Source organism: Dokdonella aquatica (assembly GCF_051987395.1).
Lineage (GTDB): Bacteria > Pseudomonadota > Gammaproteobacteria > Xanthomonadales > Rhodanobacteraceae > Dokdonella.
The window spans coordinates 3,195,259-3,218,279 of record NZ_CP197094.1 but is presented as its reverse complement, the minus strand read 5'-3'; the positions used below and the strand labels follow the sequence as shown (position 1 = coordinate 3,218,279).

The window sequence follows — 23,021 nt, the reverse complement described above, 5'->3', positions numbered from 1 at the left end:
ACAGATGATTCCATCCGTATTGTTAGCAGCAACTTTGGTTGTATCAGCCCCACAACCTTCGGCTGCCCCCGTATCAGACGAGCTCATTGGCCGATGGGTGTTGACCGCGGAATCTCGCGCATCGTTTCCGGAAGATTGTCGCAGCGTGGGTTACGAAATTACGAGTGAATCCATCACCACTGAGAGCGGCGCCTTACGCGTAGTGGCCGATTACCAAGCGATACCTGGCGACGCCGCAACGATTGTTCGCCAATCAAATCTTCGCCACAACGGACAGCCGAATTGTCAAGGCAGGCCCGCAGAGTACGTAGTGCAGCGATTCGTGATCGACATTGAAATGGAAGTGGTCGATGGACGCCTTCGCGTCTACATGCTCGGCAAGCCCCGAGGCAAATACGAAGAGTTTGAGCGTGTCAAATGATGCGCCCTGACAGTTCATTAAAGCCAACGCCGCTTAGCGGCGCGACTTAATATAGGCGTTAGCCCCCATGAGAAAAATCGCGCTGACTTTGATTGCACTAAGCCTCTCTCCGACACTCATGGCTTGTGATACTTCTCTTATTGGCACTTGGCAGTCTGACGCAACTGCAACGATGTCATTCAATCGTAACTACGCCATACTTGAGGAAAGCCAAGACGGCTTCTTAGCCAGCTTGATGGGCAAGTTGACGGTAGAGTTCACTGACAAGCAGCTTTATCTACGCATGCCAGATACTCAAGTGGATGTGAAAGGAAAACTCACACCTTTTGCAGGCTTCGAAGAGCGAAATCCTTACAAAGTACTGTTCTGTAATGAGCGAATGGTCGTTGTAGAGACTGCTGAGGCTGTAACGGGCGAGCGTAGCGCTATAACTTACTTTCTTGTCGGCACCGATGCGATGTGGGTCTACGTCGGAACAAACAGTCCAAAAGTCCCTGACCTGCATATCCGCGAGTACTTCAAGCGTATACCGTAGGTGGCTGACAACTCATTCTAGCCAACGCGGTAATTCCTTCGGTTTGGTGGACACCCTGACCTGACGATCAGGAGTGCCCATGCCCCGTCCGGGTCCACGTACGACAAGCCGTTAGGGAGATCATTTCAAGGCCACCACCGTGCACCTGAGCCAGCGTCCAGGCATCTGGGTGTCCAAGGTCGCGGCTCCGTGACGGCCCTCTCAATGAGACGAGAGCAGACGTCGCACACGTCACGACGTCTGCCCCGGCGGTCAGGCGCGCCTCGTCACTCGAACCCATTCCTGAAGACGAGATCGGTCGACTGGCTGTCACGCCCCTGCTGGCGCAGCGAACCCGTGTTGCCCGGGTCGAGCCAGTCCTTGAGGCGCTGGTTCGCCGCAGTGCCGTCGAAGGCGACGGAGAGCTTGCCGTAGCAGTCGTAACCGGCATTCGGCACGCTGCCGGAACAGGCCGCGCTGCCACCCGACAGCACGCCGATCAGCAGTTTAGCGCCGCCACCGCCATCGCTGGACGGGATCCAGATGCCGGAACCCGACGAGCCGCCTTCGGTCGTGCCCTGCGAATACGGTTCACCGGTACGCCAGTGCGTCCCGGTCGTACCGCCGCCGGTGCCGATGCAGTTGTTCATCGTCGAGATGCCGTTGGCGTCCTCGGTGATCTTCTTGGCGTCACCGCTCGGATGGTGGATGCCGATGATCCCGCCCGGGGTGGAACCCGTCGCATCCCAGCCGCTGTAGTAGACATTGAACGCGGCCTGCGGCACGGCGTTGAGCTGCACGAGCGTGGTGTCGACGTTGGCGCGCGCCATGCGCAGCTGTGCGCCGGACTGGTTCTGGCCCATCGAGACGCCCGTGTTGCCGCTGCACGTGCTCGACTGGTAGTTCCAGTAGAACGTCATCGTCGCGGCGGCAGCGTTCGTGTCGAGGCAGTGGGCCGCGGTCAGGAACAGCGGCGTCGTGCTCCCCGAGGTGTTCGCCACGAGCGAGCCCGTGCAGATCCACGTGCCACCGTCGACGAACGAGTAGTGCGCGACGCTGCGGATCTGGTCGCGGTACGCATCGCCGAGCGGACAGGCGACGTTGATGTTGCAGGCGCCCGACCCGCCCATCGGCACGAGGCCGCCGTTGCGGCCGGTGAAGTCACGGTAGCCGGCCCCGACGTAGCCGACCTCGAAGACGTGCTCGCCGGAGCCCGGCGGCAGGTACAGCTCGACGATGGCTTCGTCGCCGGGGACCATCGCCGACCACAGCTGGCCGTAGGGATTGACGTCGGCCGCGTGGTAAGGACCTGCCGCGTAGCGCTCCGAGGTGCTGTACACCGCGAACGTCGCGCCCTCGGGCAGCTGCACGCGCGTGAAGCCGACCTGCAGGTCCGTCGCATCCGGCGCGTCGACGCGCAGGCGCCAAAGTCGACCGCCATCGGCGGTGTCCTGCCAGGTGCCGTTGCTCCCGGGGCGTGCGGAGACGGTGTCGCCTCGCGCGATGCGCATGCGCTTGGTCGCGGGCTGTCCCGCCTTCGCGGCGACTGCGGCCTCGTCGGCGGCGAGCAGCGCGCTGCGGTCGACGCGCGGCACCGCGAGCGCGGCGACGTCGGCATCGGCGACATCGAGCCGTTCGGACCACGCGCGCGGAACGGACTCCACCGCATGGGCGGCGCCGCACAGCAGGCCGGACAACGCGACGGCCAGCGCTACGGATGGTGGTCGAGACTTCATCGATCGTTCCCTCTGTCTGTGACGGCCCGACACGTGGACGCGCGGGCCACGAACCCCTGCGCGGCCGATTGTCGGCTGCCTACCGCAAAGGATTCGTTACGCATTCGTATGCAACACGCATGGCGGCGATATCCGCTACCCTGCAAACCCGCGCGCCAGCGTGTATCATGCGCGCCCGTTTTATCCATCCATCCGCATTGAAGGATATTTGCTGACATGAGCAGCTATCTGTTCACCTCCGAATCGGTCTCTGAAGGCCATCCGGACAAGGTCGCCGACCAGATCTCCGACGCCGTCCTCGACGCCATCCTCTTGCAGGACAAGCGCGCGCGTGTCGCCTGCGAAACGCTGGTCAAGACCGGCGTGGCGATCGTGGCCGGCGAGGTGACGACGAGTGCATGGATCGACCTCGAGGCGCTCACGCGCAAGGTCATCCTCGACATCGGCTACGACAGCTCGCAGGTCGGTTTCGACGGCGAGACCTGCGGCGTGCTGAACCTGATCGGCAAGCAGTCGCCCGACATCAACCAGGGCGTCGACCGCAAGAAGCCGGAGGAACAGGGCGCGGGCGACCAGGGCCTCATGTTCGGCTACGCGACGAACGAGACGAAGGACTTCATGCCGGCGGCGATCTATTACTCGCACCGCCTCGTCGAGCAGCAGGCCAAGGTCCGCAAGAAGAAGAACTCCCCGCTGCCGTGGCTGCGCCCGGACGCGAAGTCGCAGGTGACCCTGCGCTACGAGGACGGCAAGGCCGTCGCGATCGACGCCGTGGTGCTGTCGACGCAGCACGACCCGTCGGTCAAGCAGAAGGATCTCGTCGAGGCCGTGCGCGAGCACATCCTCAAGCCGGTGCTGCCAGCGAAGTGGCTGCACAAGGGCACCAAGTACCACATCAACCCGACCGGCAAGTTCGTGATCGGCGGTCCGGTCGGCGACTGCGGCCTGACCGGCCGCAAGATCATCGTCGACACCTACGGCGGCTGGGCGCGCCATGGTGGCGGCGCGTTCTCGGGCAAGGATCCGTCGAAGGTCGACCGCTCGGCCGCTTACGCCGCGCGCTACGTCGCCAAGAACATCGTCGCGGCCGGCATCGCCGACCGTTGCGAGGTGCAGGTGTCCTACGCGATCGGCGTCGCCGAGCCGACCTCGATCTCGGTGACCACGTTCGGCACCGGCAAGATCAGCGACGACAAGATCGAGAAGCTGATCCGCAAGCACTTCGACCTGCGCCCGTACGGCATCATCAAGATGCTCGACCTGGTGCACCCGATGTACCAGCGCACGGCCAGCTACGGCCACTTCGGCCGCACGCCGGAACTCGTGAAGCTCGCCAACGGCGAGACGTTCACGGCGTTCTCGTGGGAGAAGACCGACAAGGCCGAGGCGCTGCGCGCCGATGCCAAGCTGAAGTGATCCACCGGCGCCTTCGGGCGCCGAATGGAAACGAAAAAGGGCCGCTCACGCGGCCCTTTTTCTTTGGCGCACCTTCGTCACGGTGCGCGCAGATGCAGGCGAGCAGCCCTGACGCGCGCCTCAGGACTCGCAGCTCCCACGTGCCACGGCCCCGAGCGTCGCGTCGGGGGCTTCTTCGACGTGGCCGAGCATCGCCACCACTTCGGCGCGCGCACGCCGCGCGAGTTCACCGCGCTCGGCACCCTGCGTGCGCAGCGGTGTGCCGAACGTGACCGTGATGCGCCCGGGACGCACGCGGAAGAGGCCCTCGAGGCCGAGCACCGCCCCCGAGCCGTCGATCGCGACGGGCACGACATCGGCCCCGCCGTCGATGGCGATCTGGAACGCGCCGCCCTTGAACGGCGCGACGCGGCCGTCGCGGCTGCGCGAGCCCTCGGGAAACACGCACAGCGACGCGCCGCCGCGCACGATCTCCGCAGCCTCGCGCGTGCTGCGGGCCGCCGCACGCGTGCTGCCACGGTCCATGAACACCATGCCCATCGCCTTCGCGTAACGACCGACGAACGGTGCGCGCGACAGCTCCTGCTTGAGCACGAAACGCAGCGGCACCCGCACGGCGCGGAACATCGCGCAGACGTCGATCATCGACTGGTGGTTGGCCACGAACACGTGGGGTCGCGACCAGTCGATGCCTTCCGCCCCGTGAACCTCGAAGCGCACGCCGGCTCCCGTCAGCAGACCCGGCGACCAGCACCGGGAGGCCATGCGCAATGGCCAGTGCGTACCGCGCGTGACGATGCGGACGATGTAGGCGATCACGATCAGCACGCCCGTCCACGCCAGCGTGAACAGGAGTTGCAGCGCGTTGAGGACGGCCCAGACGAGTCGGGTCGGTGACATCACGGAATCCTTGGATCGGGTCGCACCACCGCACATGCAGTGGCAAGGCAAGCAGACATCACGGTCGGGGGCGCGAGCGGCCCGGCCTCAGGCGATGGTGGAGGCCGGCGATCCGTCCAGGGGCGCCCACAGGCGCGACGGATCCGGCAGGACGCGATGGTGCCGTGGCACGCCGGGCGGCGCAATCGTGCGGGTGCCGACACCTCCCCCACACCGTGCCCGGGGACGGCGGCCACGGCCGCCCGCGCGGAGCTCGACGGCCGGTGCAAAGCTCACGCGAACCCGTAGCGCACGACGTGAAAGAACACGGGCGCCGCGAACGTGACCGAATCCATGCGGTCGAGCATGCCGCCATGCCCCTCGATCATGCGGCCCCAGTCCTTGGCGCCGAGGCTGCGCTTGACCGCCGACAAGGCCAGCCCGCCGAGGAACCCGCACAGCACGATCAGCAACGACAGTGCACCGGACTGCAGCGGCGTGAACGGCGTGATCCACCACAGCGCCGCGCCGATCGCGGCCGCCGAGAGACCGCCACCGACGAGTCCCTCGACCGTCTTGGAGGGACTCACCGACGGTGCCAGTGCGTGGCGCCCGAACAGCTTGCCGAACACGTACTGCAGCACGTCGCTGATCTGCACGACCAGCAGCAGGTACAGGAGCAGCAGGAGGTTCTGGCCTTCGTAGCCCGGGATGCGCAGCAACAGCAGGGCCGGCGCGTGGCTGATGCAGTACACCGTCAGCATCAGGCCCCACTGGATCTTCGTCGTGCGCTCGAGGAAGTGCTCGGTGTCGCCGGCCATCGCCGAGACCGCCGGCAGCAGCAGGAAGCCGTAGACCGGGATCAGGATAACGAACAGGCCGTACCAGTCGTTCCCGATGAGGCCGTACTGCAGCGGGATCGCCACGTAGAAGCACAGGCACAACGGCAGGTGGTCGCCGCGCCGCGTCGGCGTCAGCGTGATGAACTCGCGCAGCGCGAGGAACGAGGCCAGCGCGAACAGCACGAGCGTGGCGACACGACCGAGCAGGAAGCATGCGCAGAGCACGGCCACCATCACCCACCAGGCGTTGATGCGCGCATTGAGGTTGTCGACGGTCGCGCCGGGGCGCGAGCGTCCGAGCACGGCGCCGATCGTGCTGGCGACGACGAGCAGCGCGATCACGCCGCCGATGACCCACCAGAACGCCGGTGGCGTGCCGGCGACGAGCGAGGCGAACCAGGCCTGCACGTTCATGCGAGCTCCACGACGGCGTCGCGTGCACGCTCGAGGAAGGCCGCCTTGGATTCGCCCTCGCGCAGCGCCACCGCAGCACCGAACCGGACGGTACAGATCAGCGGTACCGGCAACAGGCTGCCCTTGGGCAGGCTGCGACGTGCGTTGTCGAGGTACACCGCGACCAGCTCGACGTCGGGGTGGCGTTCGGCGAGGTGGTAGAGGCCCGACTTGAACGGCAGCGGCAGCGCCTCGGCGTTGCGCGTGCCCTCCGGGAACAGGATCAGCGAGTCCCCTGCGTCGAGCGCCTCGTGCAGCGGCTGCAGCGGGTCGCCGTCGCCGGCTCCGCGCTGGCGGTCGATCAGCACGGCATGCAGGCCGCGCCGCGCGACCAGCGCCCGGATGCCGCGGCTCCAGTAGTCCTTCGCGGCGACCGGGCGCGTGTGTCGTCGCAACGACGGCGGCAACGCGGCCCACAGTGCGAGCGTGTCGAGATGACTGGCATGGTTGGCGAAGTAGATGCGCCTCGCCACGCTGGGCTGGCTGCCGATCCACTGCGGGTACGCGCCCACTAGAAGGCGCACGATGCCGACCAGCAGGCGCGCGATCACGGCCCCTGCCCCGCTGCGCGCAGCTGCGCGGCGATGGCACGCGTACGCGTGACGCAGGTGATCGCCGAACCCGCGGCGATGACGACGGCGGCCACGAGCAGCGCATGGAGCGAACCGGCCAGCGCGACCTCGATGGCCGCGGCGAGGCAACCCAGCGTGAGCACGGCCATGCGGTGCGGCTTCGCCATGGGGCCACGGAAATCCTGCGCGAAACCGAGCGCGCCGCCGGTCGCACGCACATAGGCGGTCAACGCGGCGAGCAACGCACCGAGCCAGCCGAGCCAGGGCAGGCCGATGGCGTAACCGAGTGCGACGATGAACAGCGAATCGGCGATGCGGTCGGGCAGTTCGTTGTAGAGCGCACCGGTCGCAGACTGCTTGCCGCCTTCGATCGCGACCATGCCGTCGAACAGGTTGCAGGCCAGGCGCAGCTGCACGCAGACCGCGGCGAGCACGAGGCCCGCGGGGGACGGCCATTCCACGAGGAACCATGCACCCAGCGCGGCGAACACGATGCTGACCATCGAGATCTGGTTCGGCGTGACGCGGCTCGACGCGAGTGCCGAGGCGATCGCTCTGGCCCAGCGCGTGCCACGCGACGCGAGCGGACGACGGGCCTCGGTCGTGGGCATCGCGGGCGCGCTCCGTTCGGGTGATGCGGCGATCATACCCGTTGCGGCTCGGCGATCGAGGCGCGCGGCACCCGCGGACACGGCACGAAGGCGTGAACGACGACGGCCCGCATGATGCGGGCCGTCGGCTGCGATGCGCGGTGGGCTCGCGGTCAGTTCTCGAAGCCGGTCCTGAAGATGAGGTCGTTGAGCAGCGAATCGTCGATCAGCACGAAGATGTCGGAGGCGCCATTGGTGTCGTTGGGGTCGATGTTGCTGGCCTGCGACGAGAACACCATGGACAGGCCCGATGCGTTGACGTCGAGCGTGAAGCCGGAAGGACCGTTGCCGGGCACCGTGGTGCTGCCGGTCAGGCGCTGCGGCGAGGGCTCGCCGGGAATGAACAGGAACACCTGCGGGATCGTGGTGGTGCCGACCGTCATGTTGCACGAGAGCAGCACGGTCGCGGCATTCGAGATCGACGAGACGTTGCAGCTGTCGTAGTTGTTCGAGGGGATCTCGGCCGGGCGCGGGATCGCGATCGTCGCCTGCGCCTGGCGATCGCGGATGTAGACACCGCTGTTGCTCTCCACGCTGCTGCCCGCGTAGCCGAGGCCGCCGTAGCCGCGGTTCTGGAACGTGATGAAGCGGCCGTCCGGCGAGATCGACGGGCGGTACACGATGGCCGTCGACGACGTGTTGCTCGTTCCCACGCGACTGACGAGTTCGGTCGTGCCAGCCTGAAGGTCGCGCAGGAAGAGCTGTCCGTAGGCCGAACCGCCGGTCAGGTCGGCGGTGCAGGTAAAGGCAAGGAAGCGCCCGTTCTCCGAAAGCGCATGCGGCTCGAGGAAGCAGGTTCCGTTCGACGCGGCTCCACCGGACGTCCTCGACGCCATCGTCACCGCACCGGTCTGCATGTCCTTGACGAAGATCTGCCGGAGGCCACCCGTCGCGCCGAGGTTCGCCGACGTGGAGGCGAACGCGACGTAGCGACCGTCGCCCGAGATCGAGATCGGGTGGGTCTCGGTACCGGTCGTCGCGGTCGCGCCCGTCGCGTCCGAACTGGCGACGCTCAGCGCACCGGTGGAGCGATTCTTGTAGCCGATCTGCCAGTTCGTGCCGAGCGTGCCGTAGCTCAGGAAGGCGACGTGGCGTCCGTTCGCCGACACCACGGGCTGCTCGCCACGGATGATCTCGCCGGGCTGGCCGCCCTGCGGCGTGCGCCGGGACACCACCTCGATGACGCCGGTGGCGAGATCGACCGCGACGGCGCGCGTGCCGTTGTACGCATCGCCTGCGACCCAGTTGTTGGCCGCACTCGCGAACACCGCCGTCAAACCGGAGGACGACAGGTCGACCGCATCCGAGGCGCCGTTCGCCTGCAGCCCTTCGCCGGGAACGAGGCGCGCGTAGATCAACTCGGCATGCGCCTGTCCGGCGAATGCGGAGAGGCCGGCGGCAACCAGCGCGGAAGCGAGCGTGCGGGAAATGGCAGGGTTCATGGGGAATCGTCCAGGGGTGATGACCTCCTCTTACGCGAGGCGGCGTCCGATCCCCCAACATGCGCCGCGACGCGCCGGCGATCGATTCATCGCTCCATCGCGAACACCGGATATAATGGGAGTCCACCTGTCGAGGGGCGCTGCACGTGGGCCCGCGATCGAGCGGCCCTACCCAGGCTCGACAGGCGATCACGCAGCAACGGCGCCCGGACCCCGATCGAACCCCCGCCAAGGCGGGAGACGATCCCGAACCGGAGCATGACCGAATGAACGCACAGCTCAAGACCTTCTCGACCGAAGGCGACTACAAGGTCGCCGACATCGCGCTGGCCGACTGGGGCCGCAAGGAACTCGACATCGCCGAGCACGAGATGCCGGGCCTCATGTCGATCCGCAAGAAGTACGCCGCGACGACGCCGCTCAAGGGCGTGCGCGTGACCGGCTCGCTGCACATGACGATCCAGACCGCCGTCCTCATCGAGACGCTCAAGGACATCGGCGCCGACGTGCGCTGGGCCTCGTGCAACATCTTCTCGACGCAGGACCACGCCGCCGCGGCGATCGCCGCGACCGGCACGCCCGTGTTCGCGTGGAAGGGCGAGACGCTCGAGGAATACTGGGACTGCACGCTCGACGCGCTGACGTTCAAGCTGCCGGACGGCACGCTGACCGGCCCGGAGCTCGTCGTCGACGACGGCGGTGACGTGACCCTGCTGATCCACAAGGGCTACGAGCTCGAGAAGGGCGACGAGAGCTGGGTCAACTCGGCCTCGGGCAGCCACGAGGAGCAGGTCATCAAGAACCTGCTCAAGCGCGTCGCCAGGGAGCGCCCGGGCTACTGGACGCGCGTGGTCAAGGACTGGAAGGGTGTCTCCGAGGAGACCACCACCGGCGTGCACCGCCTCTACCAGCTCGCCGAGAAGGGTGGCCTGCTCGTGCCGGCGATCAACGTCAACGACTCGGTCACGAAGTCGAAGTTCGACAACCTCTACGGCTGCCGCGAGTCGCTGGCCGACGGCCTCAAGCGCGCGATGGACGTGATGCTCGCGGGCAAGGTCGCGGTGGTGTGCGGCTACGGCGACGTCGGCAAGGGTTCGGCGCACAGCCTGCGTGCCTACGGCGCGCGCGTGGTCGTCACCGAGATCGATCCGATCAACGCGCTGCAGGCCGCGATGGAAGGCTTCGAGGTCAACACGGTCGAGTCGACGCTCGGCCGCGGCGACATCTACGTCACCACGACCGGCAACAAGGACGTGCTCACGGTCGAGCACCTGAGCAAGATGAAGGACCAGGCCATCGTCTGCAACATCGGCCACTTCGACAACGAGATCCAGGTCGACGCGCTCAACGCGCTCGCGGGCGTGACCAAGCTCAACATCAAGCCGCAGGTCGACAAGTACACGTTCGCCGACGGCCGCGCGATCTTCCTGCTCGCCGAGGGCCGCCTCGTCAACCTCGGTTGCGCGACGGGCCACCCGAGCTTCGTGATGTCGAACTCGTTCTCGAACCAGACGCTCGCGCAGATCGACCTGTGGGCGAACAAGGATGCGTACGAGGCCAAGGTCTACATCCTGCCGAAGAAGCTCGACGAGGAGGTCGCGCGCCTCCACCTCGAGAAGATCGGCGTCAAGCTCACGACGCTGACGAAGGAACAGGCCGACTACCTCGGCGTGGCCGTCGAAGGTCCGTACAAGCCGGACCACTACCGCTACTGATCCACCCTCCGGCGATCCACGCGACGGGCGCCTTCGGGCGCCCGTCTCGTTTCGGGACCGGTGCCGGCACCGCTCGCGACACGAGGCGCGCTCAACTTGCCGTCGTGACCGACGATGCATCGCGCGCATGAAGCACGACGCGATCACGCCCCGCCCCCTTGGCGCGGTACAACGCGGCATCGGCCGCATCGACCAGATCCTGCGGTGTGCCACCCGCCCTTGCCACGGCGACGCCGATGCTGACGGTCACCCGACCTCCCGCCGCGGTCCTGCACGCGTCGGATCCGGACACGGCCTCGCGCATGGACTCGGCGAGCGCGAGTGCGACGCCCTCTTCGCGCGCCGGCACGAGCACGACGAACTCCTCGCCGCCGTAGCGTGCCGCGAACGCACCCGAGCGCGAGGCTTGCGTGCCGAGCACGTGCGCGACCGCACGCAGGCAGGCGTCGCCGCCGGGATGGCCCACGCGGTCGTTGATCGCCTTGAAGTGATCGACGTCGACGAGCAGCAACGTGATCGCCGGCGGCCGTGCCGACATCCATTCGCTCGCGAGGCGCTCGTCGAAACGGCGCCGGTTGGCGATGCCCGTCAGCGCATCGATCGTGGCCACGGCCGCAAGCCGTTCGAGCTGTTCCTGCGCGCGCAGCTGGGCAAGCACGGTACGCATGCCGTAGCCGAGCACCGCCGCGGCGATGCCGAGGCCGGCCAGCCACGGCTGCGACGGCATGAGGTGTGCGGAAGCCAGCAGCAAGGCCAGCGGCAGCACCAGCGGGCTGGCGAGCTGCACGACCTTGTCGACGCGCCGAAGCGCGATCTCCGCATGTGGCCTTCCACGGCGGCTCGCGATTAACGCGAGCACGAGGAACGGGAAGTCGATCGCGAGATCACTGAATACGCCGTAGCCGGGACCAATCGACTCGACATGATTGACGTAGAACGCGACCGCGAAATAGATCGACGCGTAGATCGCCAGCGAACCGAACAGCACGCGCTGCGGCGAACCTGCCCCGGCGAGCCAGCGGATGAAGGCGAGACCGAGGATGAACGCGTTGCCGACGTCGTAGACGCTCCTCAGCGCCGGCACGTTCTCGAGCGGCGTGCCCGCCACGGACGCATGACCGGCGACGATCGCGCAGAACAGGCCGGCCAGCACCAGCGCGAGTCCGCCGTCGATGCGGCGCACCGCCGCCGGATCCTCGGGCCGCCACGCCAGCACGAACAGCAGCGGCGCCATGTAGAGCACGAACAGCAGCATGCTCACGCCGGGATTGACGGCACCCTGGCCCGTCGCCGCGAACGGCAGGTTCGCCGCCATGCCCGCGCTCCACAACAGCATCGCGAGCGCGACGATCCACCAGTCCTTCGTCTCGCCCGCGCGCCGCGCACGTCGTGCACAGGCCACGGCCGCCCATGCCGCAGCGACGGTGACGCAGGCGATCGAGACGACCTGCGCGTGAGTGCGCAGCAGCGTGATCAGCAGCGCGTGGCCACACAGATAGAGTGCCGCGAGCGCAAGAAGCCTCGCCTCCCCGCCGCGCTTACGCGGATCGTCTCCCACGCCTGCCCCGTCGTTTCACGCCACAGCGTCCTTCGCACATTCTCGTCGCTGCAACGGCTTGGAGGAAGCCCCGATGCGCCACGCCGCTCGGAAACTGCATGACGATGGTCCGGGTTCCTTCGACGCGCGCCGCATCGATCACATGCCGCATCCCCGCTCGCATGCCATGTGCCGGGCACCGGACGTCGGACCGCATCGGCGAACCGCGAGAGCGGATCCATTCGCCACAGCACGCTGGCTAGAATGCGAGGCGTCAGCGTGCACAAGGAAGACGTTCGTGCCCATACAGAACCCAAGGAAAACCTTTGTCGCGTGCCTGGTCGGTCTCGGTCTTGCCAGCCCGTGCCTGGCCGATGAATGGACGTCGGCACGAACCGTCATCGTGAACTCTCCGGATGGACAGTGGCGAGGGATCGTCATTCCGAGCTCATCGGGTGAAGCATCGACTCCGTCCCGGCACGCCATCGGACACGTTCAAGGCGATGATCGGAGCACTCGACGCCCCGATCGCGCGTATGCACGCATGCAGCGTCGAGAGGAGGGCCGCTGGATGGACATGTGGGAGGGCGCCCTGGCCAATCCGCATGCACCCGTGGAAGCCCTCGTCTCGGACAAGGGCTTCCTGATCACGCTCGACGAATGGCTGGAGCGAGGATACGGCGAGAACGTCGTGGTCACGTACGACGAGTTCGGCCGCATCCGCTGCCATTGGGAACTCGATGACCTGCTGCCGACGCTCTACGTCGAACACCTTCCGACATCGGTGAGCTCCAGGCGCTGGCGCGGCACGGCGTCCATCGATCCGACGACCAGGCGCGTGCGTGTCCCGATCGCATTGCCCTCGGGCATGAAACCCGCTGCTCATGGCGAACCGCCGGGAAGCGATGCGACGACCATCACACTCGGCATCGATCCGGAATCCTGTGCGATCGATCCCCCGGATCAAGCGGCATGGACGCGTGTCACCGCTTACCTCGAAGCCGCCCAGCAGGTGCGCGACGCCGAGATCGCGGAAAGCGAAGCGCGACTCGAAACACCTCTCGTCGCGCCGATCGGCACGTCGCCCACGGACTGGGGAGATTACCTCGCGGATGCTCTACGCCGTCTGGCGGGCCTTCCAGACATGACGCCAGAGCGCAGCCCGGTCGTGTGGGTCGAGGATCGCGATTCGAGCGATCTGGCGACGAGCCTCGATGAAGCATCCTCTCGTGCGACGACGCTCATACTCGGTTCGATGCCCCCCGCCCTGCTCATCGACGCACTCGCCGCTACGGCGAATCGCATTCCGCACGCGGCGCTCTCGTCGTCGACCATGTACCTGGTCCTGGACGACGCCCACTTCGCGAAGGCGGCGAGTCTCCTCGCCGCCTCTGGCGCGCGCCTCGTGCAGGTCGACCCGTCCGTGCCGATCCCGCAGAGCGCGGCGAACCTCGCCGAGTTCGCGGCATGGAAAGCCGAGCGATCCGCCGAACGTGACGAGCGGCGCAAGCGTCCTCGACGCCATTCGTCGTGGTGGCAGGGCATGTGACGCCCCGATCGACCCGCAAGGCGAGTGCCTAGTCGAACCCGTCGCGCATGAGCGTCGGCAGCACGTCGTTGAAGAAGTCGTGCGTCGGCCAGCTCGTCACCTGCCCGTACGCGTTCCAGATCGCGGTATCCATCGCGTTCGTGGTCGCATTGGGGTTCGATTCGTTGCGGCGGTTGAGCAGCACGACCACCTCGAAGCCGTTGCGGTTGCGCACGACGTACGACGAGGTCGACGGCAGGCTTCCCGCGTGCCACGTGGTGCGGCCCGTCGCACCGTAGTCGCGCACGGACCATCCGCTCGCGTAGTAGTAGTCGCCCGGTGTGTACGAGACCTGGTTCTGCGGCAGCGCGAACATGCGGTCGAGCGAGGCCTGCGAGAGGATCGCGCGCGGTGACGACGGATCGTCGAGGTTGACCATCCAGCGCAGCAGCTCGGGGGCCGAGGCGACCCAGCCGCCGTAGGCGTCCATCGTGTCCTGGTTGAGTGCGCCGTATTCCCACGGCCGCAACGCGGCGGTGTTGTCGATGACGCTCGTGCCCTGCCCGCCCGAGGCATAGGCCACCTCGCCCGGTGCGCGATCCTCGACGCGCGCCTTGGCGAGGCGAAGGTTCCAGACGCCGGCCGGATTGAGCACGCGGCGCGCGTAGCGCTCGTACGGCATGCCGCTCGCGGATTCGATGATGCGGCCGAGCAGCTTGTAGCCGTAGTTGCTGTAGGCGTATGTCGAGCCGGGATTCGTGGAGAGCGCGACGCCGCTCTGGTAGCGGATGACGTCCGCGTGCGTCACCGGCAAAGGGATGCCGAGGCCTTGCGCGACGATGCGGTCGCGGAACACCGGGTCGTAGCCGAGCGTCGCCGGATCGCCGAAGCCGCCGAGCATTTCGAGCAGGTTGCGCACGGTCACCGTGGCGAGGCGAGGGTCGGCCGTCGTGCCGGGGCGCGGCGTGAGGTTCACGTACTGGCCGATCGTGTCGTTCGGAGCGAGGCGACCTTCCTGGATCAGCCGGTTCACGAGCGTCGAGGTGATCGGCTTGCTCACGCTCGCGAGGCGGAACAGCGACGTCGGCTGCGTGACGATGTCGTTCGGCCCCGGGTTCCACGAGTAGCCGCGTGCGAGCACGAGCCGCCCGTCCCACGCCACGGCGATCGCACCGGACGGAATGTTGGCGTTCGTCATGAGCGTGCGCATCTGCGTGTCGAATGCCGCGAGCGACGGCACCTCGGTACCGGTCGCGGTCCATTGCGCGGATGCGGGCATGGCTCCCGCACACAGGATGGCCGACAGCAGCAGGATCGAAAGCTTGCCCATCGTCTCTTGTCCTCCCTCGGAATGCACGGCGATCCCTGCACGATGCGGGCACCGCTCCCCACGATGGCGCAGGATGATGGCAGAACGGCTCACGCGTGCGTGACGCGCACGGGCCGGCGACCGGGCGCCACGAAGCGGTCATTCCGCCAACCTCGCCACGGAAATCGTCGCCGCGATGTGCAGGCCGTGCCATGATCGGCCCGGGGGTGCCTCAGGGGATGATGGGGATGACCGATCCGGGCGGACTCGAGCATCGCGACCTTCCGCGCAGGGCGTCGGCGTGGATCGAGTCGCGGATCGGCCGGGCGATGGTCCATGTCGCGCAGCTGGACGCGGTCGACCGCAGCGCGCGCGACCTGCAGGCCAGGCCCGACGTGGAGGCCCTGCCGTGATCCTGCGCCGCCTCGCCGACCGCTTCCGGCACCACGACTGGCTCGCCGTCACGATCGAACTCGTGGTGGTGATCCTCGGCGTGTTCATCGGCCTGCAGGCTGCGAACTGGAACGAGGATCGACTGACGGCGAAACGCGGCGACGAGTTCACCGAGCGCCTCAAGGCCGACCTGCGCGTCGAGGCGTGGAACCACGAGAACATGATCGGCTACCACCGGCAGGTACGCACCAACGCCGTGCGCGCGGCCGACGCGCTTGCGGGACGTGCCGAGCTCTCCGACGAAGCGCTGCTGGTGGCTGCCTATCGTGCGACGCAGTACAGCGACAACACGCGGCAGCGCTCGACCTACGACGAACTGACCTCGACCGGGGAGCTGAGCCTCATCGCCGATCGCAAGCTGCGCGAACTGGCGATGTACCTGTACACGGCGCCGGTCTTCCAGTGGTTCACCGACGAGGGGCGCAACTCCGCCTACCGGCAGTGGTTCCGGCGGCACGTACCGCACCACGTGCAGGCGGCGCTCGCCGCAGGATGCGGCGATCACATCGTCGAGACGGGTGACTACTCCGGCATCGCGACCCAGCTGGACTATCCGTGCCGCGTCGACCTGCCTGCGCCGGACATCGCCTCGGCGGCAGCGATCCTGCGCGAGGATCCCGAGGCCCTCGCCACGCTGCGCCAGCACATCGCCGACATCGGTACCAGCGTCGCCAACCTCGACGTGTTCTACGCGGACATCTGGGCCAGCCTTCGCACGTTCGCCGATCGCACGCCATGAGCCTCCTCACCGAGCTCGAGCGCCGCAACGTGATCCGCATGGCGGGCCTGTACCTCGTCGGCGCGTGGCTGGTCGTGCAGGTCGCGAGCACGATGCTGCCCGCGTTCGGGGCCCCGGCATGGGCACTGCGTGCGGTCATCGTCGCGCTCGCGATCGGCTTCGTGCCCGCGATGGTGTTTGCATGGGTGTTCGAATGGACTCCGACCGGACTCAGGCGCGACCACGACGTGCCGCGCGTGGAATCGATCGCGCCACAGACCGGCAAGCGCATGAACCACGCCTTCGTCGCCCTTCTGGCGTTGGCGCTGACGTACTTCGCCGTCGACAAGTTCGTGCTGTCGCCGCAACGCGAAGCCGAGATCGTCACCCGCACCACCGAGCAGGTCGTCGCGCGCGTGGAAGCCGACAAGGCGAAAGCAGCCGCCAACGGGATCGCAGTGCTGCCGTTCGTCAACATGAGCGCGGACGAGGACAACGCCTACTTCTCCGACGGCATCTCCGAGGAGCTGCTCAACGTGCTCGTGCGCGTGGATGGCCTGCAAGTCGCCTCGCGAACTTCGTCGTTCGCGTACAAGGGCAGCGAGCTCGGCACGCGCAGGATCGCCGGCGAACTCGGCGTGAGCTACGTGCTCGAGGGCAGCGTGCGCAAGTCGGCCAACACGGTGCGCATCACCGCGCAGCTGATCGACGCCGTGCAGGACCGCCACCTATGGTCGGCCACCTACGACCGCGACCTCACCGACATTTTCGCGATCCAGGACGAGATCGCCAACGCGATCGTGTCCGCCCTGCGTTCCGAACTGGCCAGCGAGGGCAAGCCGCTGGCCGCGGTGAATGTGCAGGCCGACACCGACAATCTCACCGCCTACGACACCTACCTCAAGGCGCGCGAGCTGTTCATCGCACGCACCGATCTCCCCGAAGCCACGCGCCTGTTCGAGCGCGTGGTGGAACTCGACCCCGGATTCGCACGCGGCTGGGAGGGGCTTGGCGCCCTCTACAGCATCCTCGAAAGCTGGGGCATCGCCGATCGCGACTACACCGCGCTCGCAGGAAAAGCAGCCAGGCAAGCGCTTCAGCTGGATCCATCGCTTTCGATGCCGCATGCGGTCCTGGGGATGGTCGGTTCCAGCCGCCCACCCTTCGACTGGCCACAAGTCCTGTCGCACATGGACAAGGCCGTCGCCGCGGACCCGCACAACGCCACCGCCTGGTTGTGGCGCAGCATGCCGCACATGCAGCTGGGCTACTTCGCCGAAGCGGAATCGGACCTCCAACGCTGCCTGCAGGTCGATCCTGCGTACCAGAACTGCGTGCGGTGGCAAGCATCGCTCGCCCTGCTGGAAGGGGACGAAACGCGTGCATTGACGCTGTTCGAGCAGGGCATGGCCGAGGGCTTCTTCCTCAACCGGGCGCTGGATTTCCTGCCCGCCCTGCACTCGCAAGGTGACCGCATCGGCATCCGCCTGATCCTGGATCGCTACGACGTCGATCCGGTGCTGGCCAATGCCATTGTCGCCAGCTTCGACCATCCCGGGTGGCAACCCGACGACATGGACGCACTACTCGCCCGGCTTGCTCCGGGCGACCTGCTTGCCGATATCGACAGTGGCGCCTACGGTAATGTGCAGTTGCTGCTGTGGTTCGGCGCATTCGACCGGCTGGCGGACGCCGCCGCGCCCAATCTCCCGAACAGCCACGTCGCGTGGCAACGCCATCCGCAGGGCTGGTTCGGCTCACCGCAATGGAAACGATTCGTGGTGAAACTCGGCTTCGTCGAGCACTGGCGCAGGCACGGCTTCCCGCCGCATTGCCGCGCCGTGGGCGACACCGACTTCACCTGCGGCAGGCCGGAAAAGCCATGATCACGTCAAGCCCGTCATTACTTCGAGATGAGCTGATGGAACCACCCGGTATCGCGTGTGCACGGCATATGCGAGACGGCGGAATCGATGCGATGGCAGCCTTGAATGACGCGCTGCGAGACGCACTCGCCGGACTGACACCGCAGGAACAGCACGAACTCGCCTTCGGCCAAGTGATGGGCGAGATCGGCGAAAAGCCAATTCAACCCGGCGGCAAGAGCTTTTCCCGAGCTGGAGCCAAGTCAGGACACGTGGGTCCACGTCGTCCGATCACGTGCCAAGGCCGGGTCGCATGAGGCCTAACCCATCATTCCAGCGGGCAGCACGCAGCGGTCGCTGGGCTCAGACCTTCGCCGAGCCGATCGCCGCGACGTGATCGGCGAACCTCGGCGCTTGCAGGCGTTCACGCCGCATGTTGCGCGACGAACGCCGTGACGCCTCCACAACCAGGACATCGAGTCACCATGCGCCTGACACGCATCACCGAACGCCTCGCCCGCCTCGACGGCACCGCGCTCGCGGTCGAACTCGTCATCGTGATCCTCGGCGTGTTCATCGGCCTGCAGGTCGACAACTGGAACGACGCGCGCCGCGAGGCGCAGCGTGGCGACGAATACCTGCAGCGCATCCACGACGATCTGGCCGTGGACGTGAAGGAGATGGACGATCGCCTCGTATTCTGGGGTGCGGTGGTCGCCTATGGGCATGCCGCGATCCGCCACGCCGAAACCGGCGAGAAGGTGCGTGGCGCGGCGTGGCCGACCGTGCTCGCGTTCTTCCAGGCCAGCCAGCTCTACCCGTACATCCCGCGCGACACGACTTACCAGGAGATGCGCAACGCAGGCGATCTCGGCCTGATCCGCGATACCGCGTTGCGCACCACGCTCGCGAACTACTACGTCAACGGCCTCAGCGTGCAGGCCGGCTACCTGTTGCGGCTCGAACCCGAGTACCGCAGGATCGTGCGCGGACTCACGCCGCAGGCGGTGTCCACGCATGTCTGGGCGCACTGCCACGAGAGCTTCGAGCAGACCCGCCAGCGCCTGATCGAATGCGATGCGCCGATCGGCGACGACGCGGCCAAGGCCATCCTCGACGCCTACCGCGCCGAACCGCGCCTGCTCGCCGAACTGCGCTTCTGGATCACCAACCTCGAGGTGTCGCGCACGCTGATCGCCGGCAACCGCGAGGCCGCGCTCGCGCTCGCGTCGCGCCTGCCCGCGGACACGCGCGAATGACGTCGCGCCGCATCCCCACCTGGCGCCATCCATAGGCCCAATCTATCGACAACATCCAAACCGCGAACTTTTCTTTCGTCATGCGAGGGGCGTAAGGTGCCTGCACCCAGGCCGCAGCCGCCACCGAGGAAACCCGACATGACGACCGAACCGAAGTGCCCGTTCTCAGGCGGATCCCGCAGCCAGGCCCTCACGGGCAGCTGGGGCAACGCCGACTGGTGGCCGAACCAGCTCAACCTCGGCCTGCTGCACCAGCACTCGCCGCGCGCGAACCCGATGGGTGAGGCGTTCGATTACCGCGAAGCGTTCGAACAGCTCGACCTCGATGCCGTCGTCGCCGACCTGCACGCGCTGATGACCGATTCGCAGGACTGGTGGCCGGCCGACTACGGCCACTACGGCCCGTTCTTCATCCGCATGGCGTGGCACGCCGCGGGCACCTACCGCATCCACGACGGCCGCGGCGGTGCCGGTACCGGCGATCAGCGCTTCGCGCCGCTCAACAGCTGGCCGGACAACGGCAACCTCGACAAGGCACGCCGCCTGCTGTGGCCGATCAAGCAGAAGTACGGACGCAACCTGTCGTGGGCCGACCTGTTCATCCTGACCGGCAACGTCGCGCTCGAATCGATGGGCTTCAAGACGTTCGGTTTCGCCGGCGGCCGCGCCGACATCTGGGAGCCGAACGCGGACATCTACTGGGGCCCCGAGAACGCGTGGCTCGCGACGAGCGACAAGCCCGGCAGCCGTTACTCGGGCGAGCGCGATCTCGCCGACCCGCTCGCCGCCGTGCAGATGGGCCTGATCTACGTCAATCCCGAAGGCCCCGACGGCAAGCCCGATCCGCTCGCCTCGGGTCGCGACATCCGCGACACGTTCGCGCGCATGGCGATGAACGACGAGGAGACCGTCGCGCTGACTGCGGGTGGCCACACGTTCGGCAAGGCGCACGGCGCCGGCGATGCCTCGCTCGTGCAGGTCGAGCCCGAGGGTGCGGACATCGAGCACCAGGGTTTCGGCTGGGCCAACGGTTACGAGAGCGGCATGGCCGGCCACACGATCACCAGCGGCATCGAAGGCGCGTGGACGCCGACGCCGATCCGCTGGGACAACAGCTACTTCGAGACGCTGTTCGGCTTCGAGTGGGAACTCACGAAGAGCCCGGCCGGCGCGCACCAGTGGAAGCCGGTCGGCGACGCCGGCCGCAACGTGCCCGACGCGCACACGCCCGGCAAGCTGCACCAGCCGATGATGACGACGGCCGACATGGCGATGCGCATCGATCCGGCCTACGAGACGATCTCGCGCCGCTACATGGCGAACCCGGCCGAGTTCGCCGATGCGTTCGCGCGCGCCTGGTTCAAGCTCACGCACCGCGACATGGGCCCGCGTGCGCGCTACCTCGGCAAGCTCGTGCCGCAGGAAGAACTGATCTGGCAGGATCCCGTGCCCGCCGTCGACCACGCACTCGTCGAGCCGCGCGACGTCGAGGCGCTCAAGCAGAAGGTGCTCGCCTCGGGCCTGACGATCCCGCAGCTCGTCGCGACCGCATGGGCGTCGGCCTCGACGTTCCGCGGCAGCGACAAGCGCGGCGGCGCCAACGGCGCGCGCATCCGCCTCGCCCCGCAGAAGGACTGGGAGGCGAACCAGCCCGCGCAGCTCGCCAAGGTGCTCGCGTCACTCGAAGCGATCAGGAAGGACTTCGACACCAGCGCCACGGGTGGCAAGAAGATCTCGCTCGCCGACCTCATCGTGATCGCCGGCAACGCGGCGGTCGAAGCCGCTGCGAAGAAGGGTGGCCACGAGGTCACCGTGCCGTTCGCACCGGGCCGCACCGACGCGACCGATGCGCAGACCGATGCCGACTCGTTCGCGCCACTCGAGCCGAGGGTCGACGGCTTCCGCAATCATGTCGCGAAGGGCTTCGAAGGCTCCGAAGCCGAGATGCTCGTCGACAAGGCCAACCTGCTCACGCTGAGCGCGCCCGAGATGACCGTGCTCGTCGGCGGCCTGCGTGTACTCGACGCGAACGTCGGCGGCTCGAAGCACGGCGTGCTCACCGATCGCCCCGGCACGCTCAGCAACGACTTCTTCGTGAATCTGCTCGACATGCGCACGAAGTGGACGCGCTCCGCGTCGAGCCGCGATGTGCTCGAAGGACGCGACCGCACCAGCGGTGCCGTGCGCTGGACCGGCACGGTGTCCGACCTCGTGTTCGGCTCGAACGCACAGCTGCGCGCCCTGGCCGAGGTCTATGCCGCAGACGATGCGAAGAAGGCCTTCGTCGACGACTTCGTCGCCGCGTGGACCAAGGTCATGAACCTCGATCGGTACGATCTGCGATGAGGTGACATGATCGGCATGCCTGGCGTCGCGATCGTACCGGCCGCGACGCCAGGCAAGCGCCACGTCGAAGAGGACGGCAAACACGGTGGGCTTTCTTGCTTTCCTACGTTACCGCACGCTTGTCGCCCGGCGCGCGATGAGAAATCTCCCATACGACGAGTGGCACATCGCCTTCCTCGACGATACATTCATTGTCGAGCACGTGAGCTTTCGCTCCTTCCTTGCCCAGTCGACCAGCCGCACCGTTGTCTCGTGGCCGGAGGTCGAGCGTGTACTCGCATCGAAGACGGACCACCTCTCCCACGACACGCTCTGGTTACGCTTCTTCATGCGGGGTGGCGCGTCATGCGCGATTCCCGAGGATGCGCAAGGCTGGGACGAATTGCTCGAGCGCATTGCCGTGCACCTGGAGGGAGCGCCACACCGGAACGAGTGGTGGCCGAGCGTTGTTCAACCCCCTTTCGAGCCGAGCCTGACACAGCTGTATCCGCCCGCTTCCGCCGAGATGCATCGACCGGCTCACGGTTGAAACGCGAAGCGTGCACGGGGCAAGGAGTAGCACGTGACCTATGCTCCGGCGTCGCGATCCCGCGCAGACCGGATGACATGATGTTCGATCTCTTCAGGAAGAAGCGCCCCGGGCGCATCACCGCCATGCTCAACGCACGTCTGCAGCCGATGGATCGCGCCGAGCTCGAGGATGCGTTCTCGAGCGTCTGTGATCGCGAGAAGTACGGCGCGACGGTCGAAGGCGGTGGCACGATGCTGGCGTCGAACGGCGAGGTCGAGAACTGCGACATCGAGATCGCGCTCGAGGACGCGAGCCCCAGGCGCATCGACCAGGTCATGCAGGTGCTCGCCGCGATGCTTGCGCCGAAGGGCTCGCACGTGACCGTGCATCCCGACGGCGAGCGCATCGCGTTCGGCAGCCACGAAGGCCTCGCGCTCTACCTCAACGGCACCGACCTCGACGACGAGGTCTACGCGACCAGCGACGTCAACCACGTGTTCGATACCTGCGCGACGCTGCTCGAGGGCATCGGCATGGTCAACAGCCACTGGCGTGGCCCGACCGAAACCGCGCTCTACATGTACGGCAGCAGCTTCGATGCGATGCATGAGCGCATCGCGGGCTTCGTAGCCGAGTACCCGCTGTGCCGGAAGAGCCGGATCGAACGCATCGCGTAGCCCGTCCGGCGAAACGGCGCGGGAGCACCAGGTGCCCGGAATCGAAACACGCTTTTCGTGGCCCCTCGGATCCGCTCAGGGCCTGATCGACAAGGCCATCGCGATGGGACAGTGGTGGCTCAGAGGCCTCGGTGTCGCGCGAGGGCTGGAGCGCGCAACCGGCTGAAAGCTGCAACTC

21 protein-coding genes and 1 riboswitch are annotated in these 23,021 nt (G+C 67.0%); of the genes, 13 read left to right on the top strand and 8 right to left on the bottom strand.

The features are described from left to right. The first annotated feature begins 145 nt into the window (after positions 1-145). Entirely contained in the window at positions 146-421 is a 276-nt protein-coding gene (locus tag ACQQ2N_RS14435; protein WP_440222280.1) for a hypothetical protein, read from the top strand. Between the two features lie 67 nt (positions 422-488). Then, entirely contained in the window at positions 489-956 is a 468-nt protein-coding gene (locus tag ACQQ2N_RS14430) for a hypothetical protein (protein WP_440222279.1), read from the top strand. A 266-nt stretch (positions 957-1,222) separates the two neighbouring features. On the opposite strand, the gene ACQQ2N_RS14425 is transcribed toward ACQQ2N_RS14430, so the two are convergent. Next, on the bottom strand, positions 1,223-2,671 hold the full coding sequence (locus ACQQ2N_RS14425) for a trypsin-like serine peptidase (protein ID WP_440222278.1): 1,449 nt from the start codon (positions 2,669-2,671) through the stop codon (positions 1,223-1,225). 216 nt (positions 2,672-2,887) lie between these two features. Between ACQQ2N_RS14425 and metK the strand changes: the two genes are divergently transcribed. Next, positions 2,888-4,087 (top strand): methionine adenosyltransferase, encoded by a 1,200-nt coding sequence (metK, locus tag ACQQ2N_RS14420; RefSeq protein WP_440222276.1) that lies wholly within the window; start codon positions 2,888-2,890, stop codon positions 4,085-4,087. A gap of 120 nt (positions 4,088-4,207) precedes the next feature. Here metK and ACQQ2N_RS14415 read toward each other — a convergent pair whose 3' ends face one another. From ACQQ2N_RS14415 to ACQQ2N_RS14395, 5 genes are all read right to left on the bottom strand, one after another. Further along, on the bottom strand, positions 4,208-4,987 hold the full coding sequence (locus tag ACQQ2N_RS14415) for a lysophospholipid acyltransferase family protein (protein WP_440222275.1): 780 nt from the start codon (positions 4,985-4,987) through the stop codon (positions 4,208-4,210). A gap of 272 nt (positions 4,988-5,259) precedes the next feature. Beyond that, positions 5,260-6,222: a phosphatidate cytidylyltransferase gene (locus ACQQ2N_RS14410; RefSeq protein ID WP_440222274.1), complete on the bottom strand. Its 963-nt coding sequence runs from the start codon at positions 6,220-6,222 to the stop codon at positions 5,260-5,262. Further along, positions 6,219-6,812, bottom strand: a complete 594-nt coding sequence (locus ACQQ2N_RS14405) for a lysophospholipid acyltransferase family protein (RefSeq protein ID WP_440222273.1) — start codon at positions 6,810-6,812, stop codon at positions 6,219-6,221. The genes ACQQ2N_RS14410 and ACQQ2N_RS14405 overlap by 4 nt, the downstream gene beginning before the upstream one ends. After that, on the bottom strand, positions 6,809-7,444 hold the full coding sequence (locus ACQQ2N_RS14400; protein ID WP_440222272.1) for a CDP-alcohol phosphatidyltransferase family protein: 636 nt from the start codon (positions 7,442-7,444) through the stop codon (positions 6,809-6,811). The genes ACQQ2N_RS14405 and ACQQ2N_RS14400 overlap by 4 nt, the downstream gene beginning before the upstream one ends. Positions 7,445-7,596: 152 nt before the next feature. Beyond that, positions 7,597-8,925 (bottom strand): TolB family protein, encoded by a 1,329-nt coding sequence (locus ACQQ2N_RS14395; RefSeq protein ID WP_440222271.1) that lies wholly within the window; start codon positions 8,923-8,925, stop codon positions 7,597-7,599. A gap of 126 nt (positions 8,926-9,051) precedes the next feature. Next, a riboswitch (S-adenosyl-L-homocysteine riboswitch) is annotated at positions 9,052-9,140 on the top strand. Between the two features lie 51 nt (positions 9,141-9,191). On the opposite strand from ACQQ2N_RS14395, the gene ahcY reads away from it, so the two are divergent. Beyond that, entirely contained in the window at positions 9,192-10,640 is a 1,449-nt protein-coding gene (ahcY, locus tag ACQQ2N_RS14390) for an adenosylhomocysteinase (RefSeq protein WP_440222270.1), read from the top strand. Positions 10,641-10,731: 91 nt separating this feature from the next. On the opposite strand, the gene ACQQ2N_RS14385 is transcribed toward ahcY, so the two are convergent. Beyond that, entirely contained in the window at positions 10,732-12,198 is a 1,467-nt protein-coding gene (locus tag ACQQ2N_RS14385) for a diguanylate cyclase (protein WP_440222269.1), read from the bottom strand. 277 nt (positions 12,199-12,475) lie between these two features. Here ACQQ2N_RS14385 and ACQQ2N_RS14380 point away from each other — a divergent pair, with 277 nt between their 5' ends. Beyond that, the gene (locus ACQQ2N_RS14380) at positions 12,476-13,726 is read left to right on the top strand and encodes a hypothetical protein (RefSeq protein WP_440222268.1); all 1,251 of its coding nucleotides are present in this window, start codon (positions 12,476-12,478) and stop codon (positions 13,724-13,726) included. Between the two features lie 28 nt (positions 13,727-13,754). On the opposite strand, the gene ACQQ2N_RS14375 is transcribed toward ACQQ2N_RS14380, so the two are convergent. Continuing rightward, positions 13,755-15,035 (bottom strand): serine hydrolase domain-containing protein, encoded by a 1,281-nt coding sequence (locus ACQQ2N_RS14375; RefSeq protein ID WP_440222267.1) that lies wholly within the window; start codon positions 15,033-15,035, stop codon positions 13,755-13,757. Positions 15,036-15,262: 227 nt separating this feature from the next. On the opposite strand from ACQQ2N_RS14375, the gene ACQQ2N_RS14370 reads away from it, so the two are divergent. From ACQQ2N_RS14370 to ACQQ2N_RS14335, 8 genes are all read left to right on the top strand, one after another. Further along, on the top strand, positions 15,263-15,427 hold the full coding sequence (locus ACQQ2N_RS14370) for a hypothetical protein (protein WP_440222266.1): 165 nt from the start codon (positions 15,263-15,265) through the stop codon (positions 15,425-15,427). Continuing rightward, positions 15,424-16,206 (top strand): hypothetical protein, encoded by a 783-nt coding sequence (locus ACQQ2N_RS14365; RefSeq protein ID WP_440222265.1) that lies wholly within the window; start codon positions 15,424-15,426, stop codon positions 16,204-16,206. Before ACQQ2N_RS14370 ends, ACQQ2N_RS14365 begins: the two co-directional genes overlap by 4 nt. Beyond that, positions 16,203-18,071: a tetratricopeptide repeat protein gene (locus tag ACQQ2N_RS14360; protein WP_440222264.1), complete on the top strand. Its 1,869-nt coding sequence runs from the start codon at positions 16,203-16,205 to the stop codon at positions 18,069-18,071. The genes ACQQ2N_RS14365 and ACQQ2N_RS14360 overlap by 4 nt, the downstream gene beginning before the upstream one ends. Continuing rightward, positions 18,068-18,367, top strand: coding sequence for a hypothetical protein (locus ACQQ2N_RS14355; protein WP_440222263.1), 300 nt, complete (start codon positions 18,068-18,070; stop codon positions 18,365-18,367). Before ACQQ2N_RS14360 ends, ACQQ2N_RS14355 begins: the two co-directional genes overlap by 4 nt. A 168-nt stretch (positions 18,368-18,535) precedes the next feature. Further along, on the top strand, positions 18,536-19,309 hold the full coding sequence (locus ACQQ2N_RS14350) for a hypothetical protein (protein ID WP_440222262.1): 774 nt from the start codon (positions 18,536-18,538) through the stop codon (positions 19,307-19,309). Positions 19,310-19,447: 138 nt separating this feature from the next. Then, positions 19,448-21,655, top strand: coding sequence for a catalase/peroxidase HPI (gene katG / locus ACQQ2N_RS14345; protein WP_440222261.1), 2,208 nt, complete (start codon positions 19,448-19,450; stop codon positions 21,653-21,655). An 85-nt stretch (positions 21,656-21,740) separates the two neighbouring features. Beyond that, entirely contained in the window at positions 21,741-22,184 is a 444-nt protein-coding gene (locus ACQQ2N_RS14340; protein WP_440222260.1) for a hypothetical protein, read from the top strand. A gap of 77 nt (positions 22,185-22,261) precedes the next feature. Then, positions 22,262-22,843, top strand: coding sequence for a hypothetical protein (locus ACQQ2N_RS14335; RefSeq protein ID WP_440222259.1), 582 nt, complete (start codon positions 22,262-22,264; stop codon positions 22,841-22,843). The last annotated feature ends 178 nt before the right edge of the window (positions 22,844-23,021 follow it).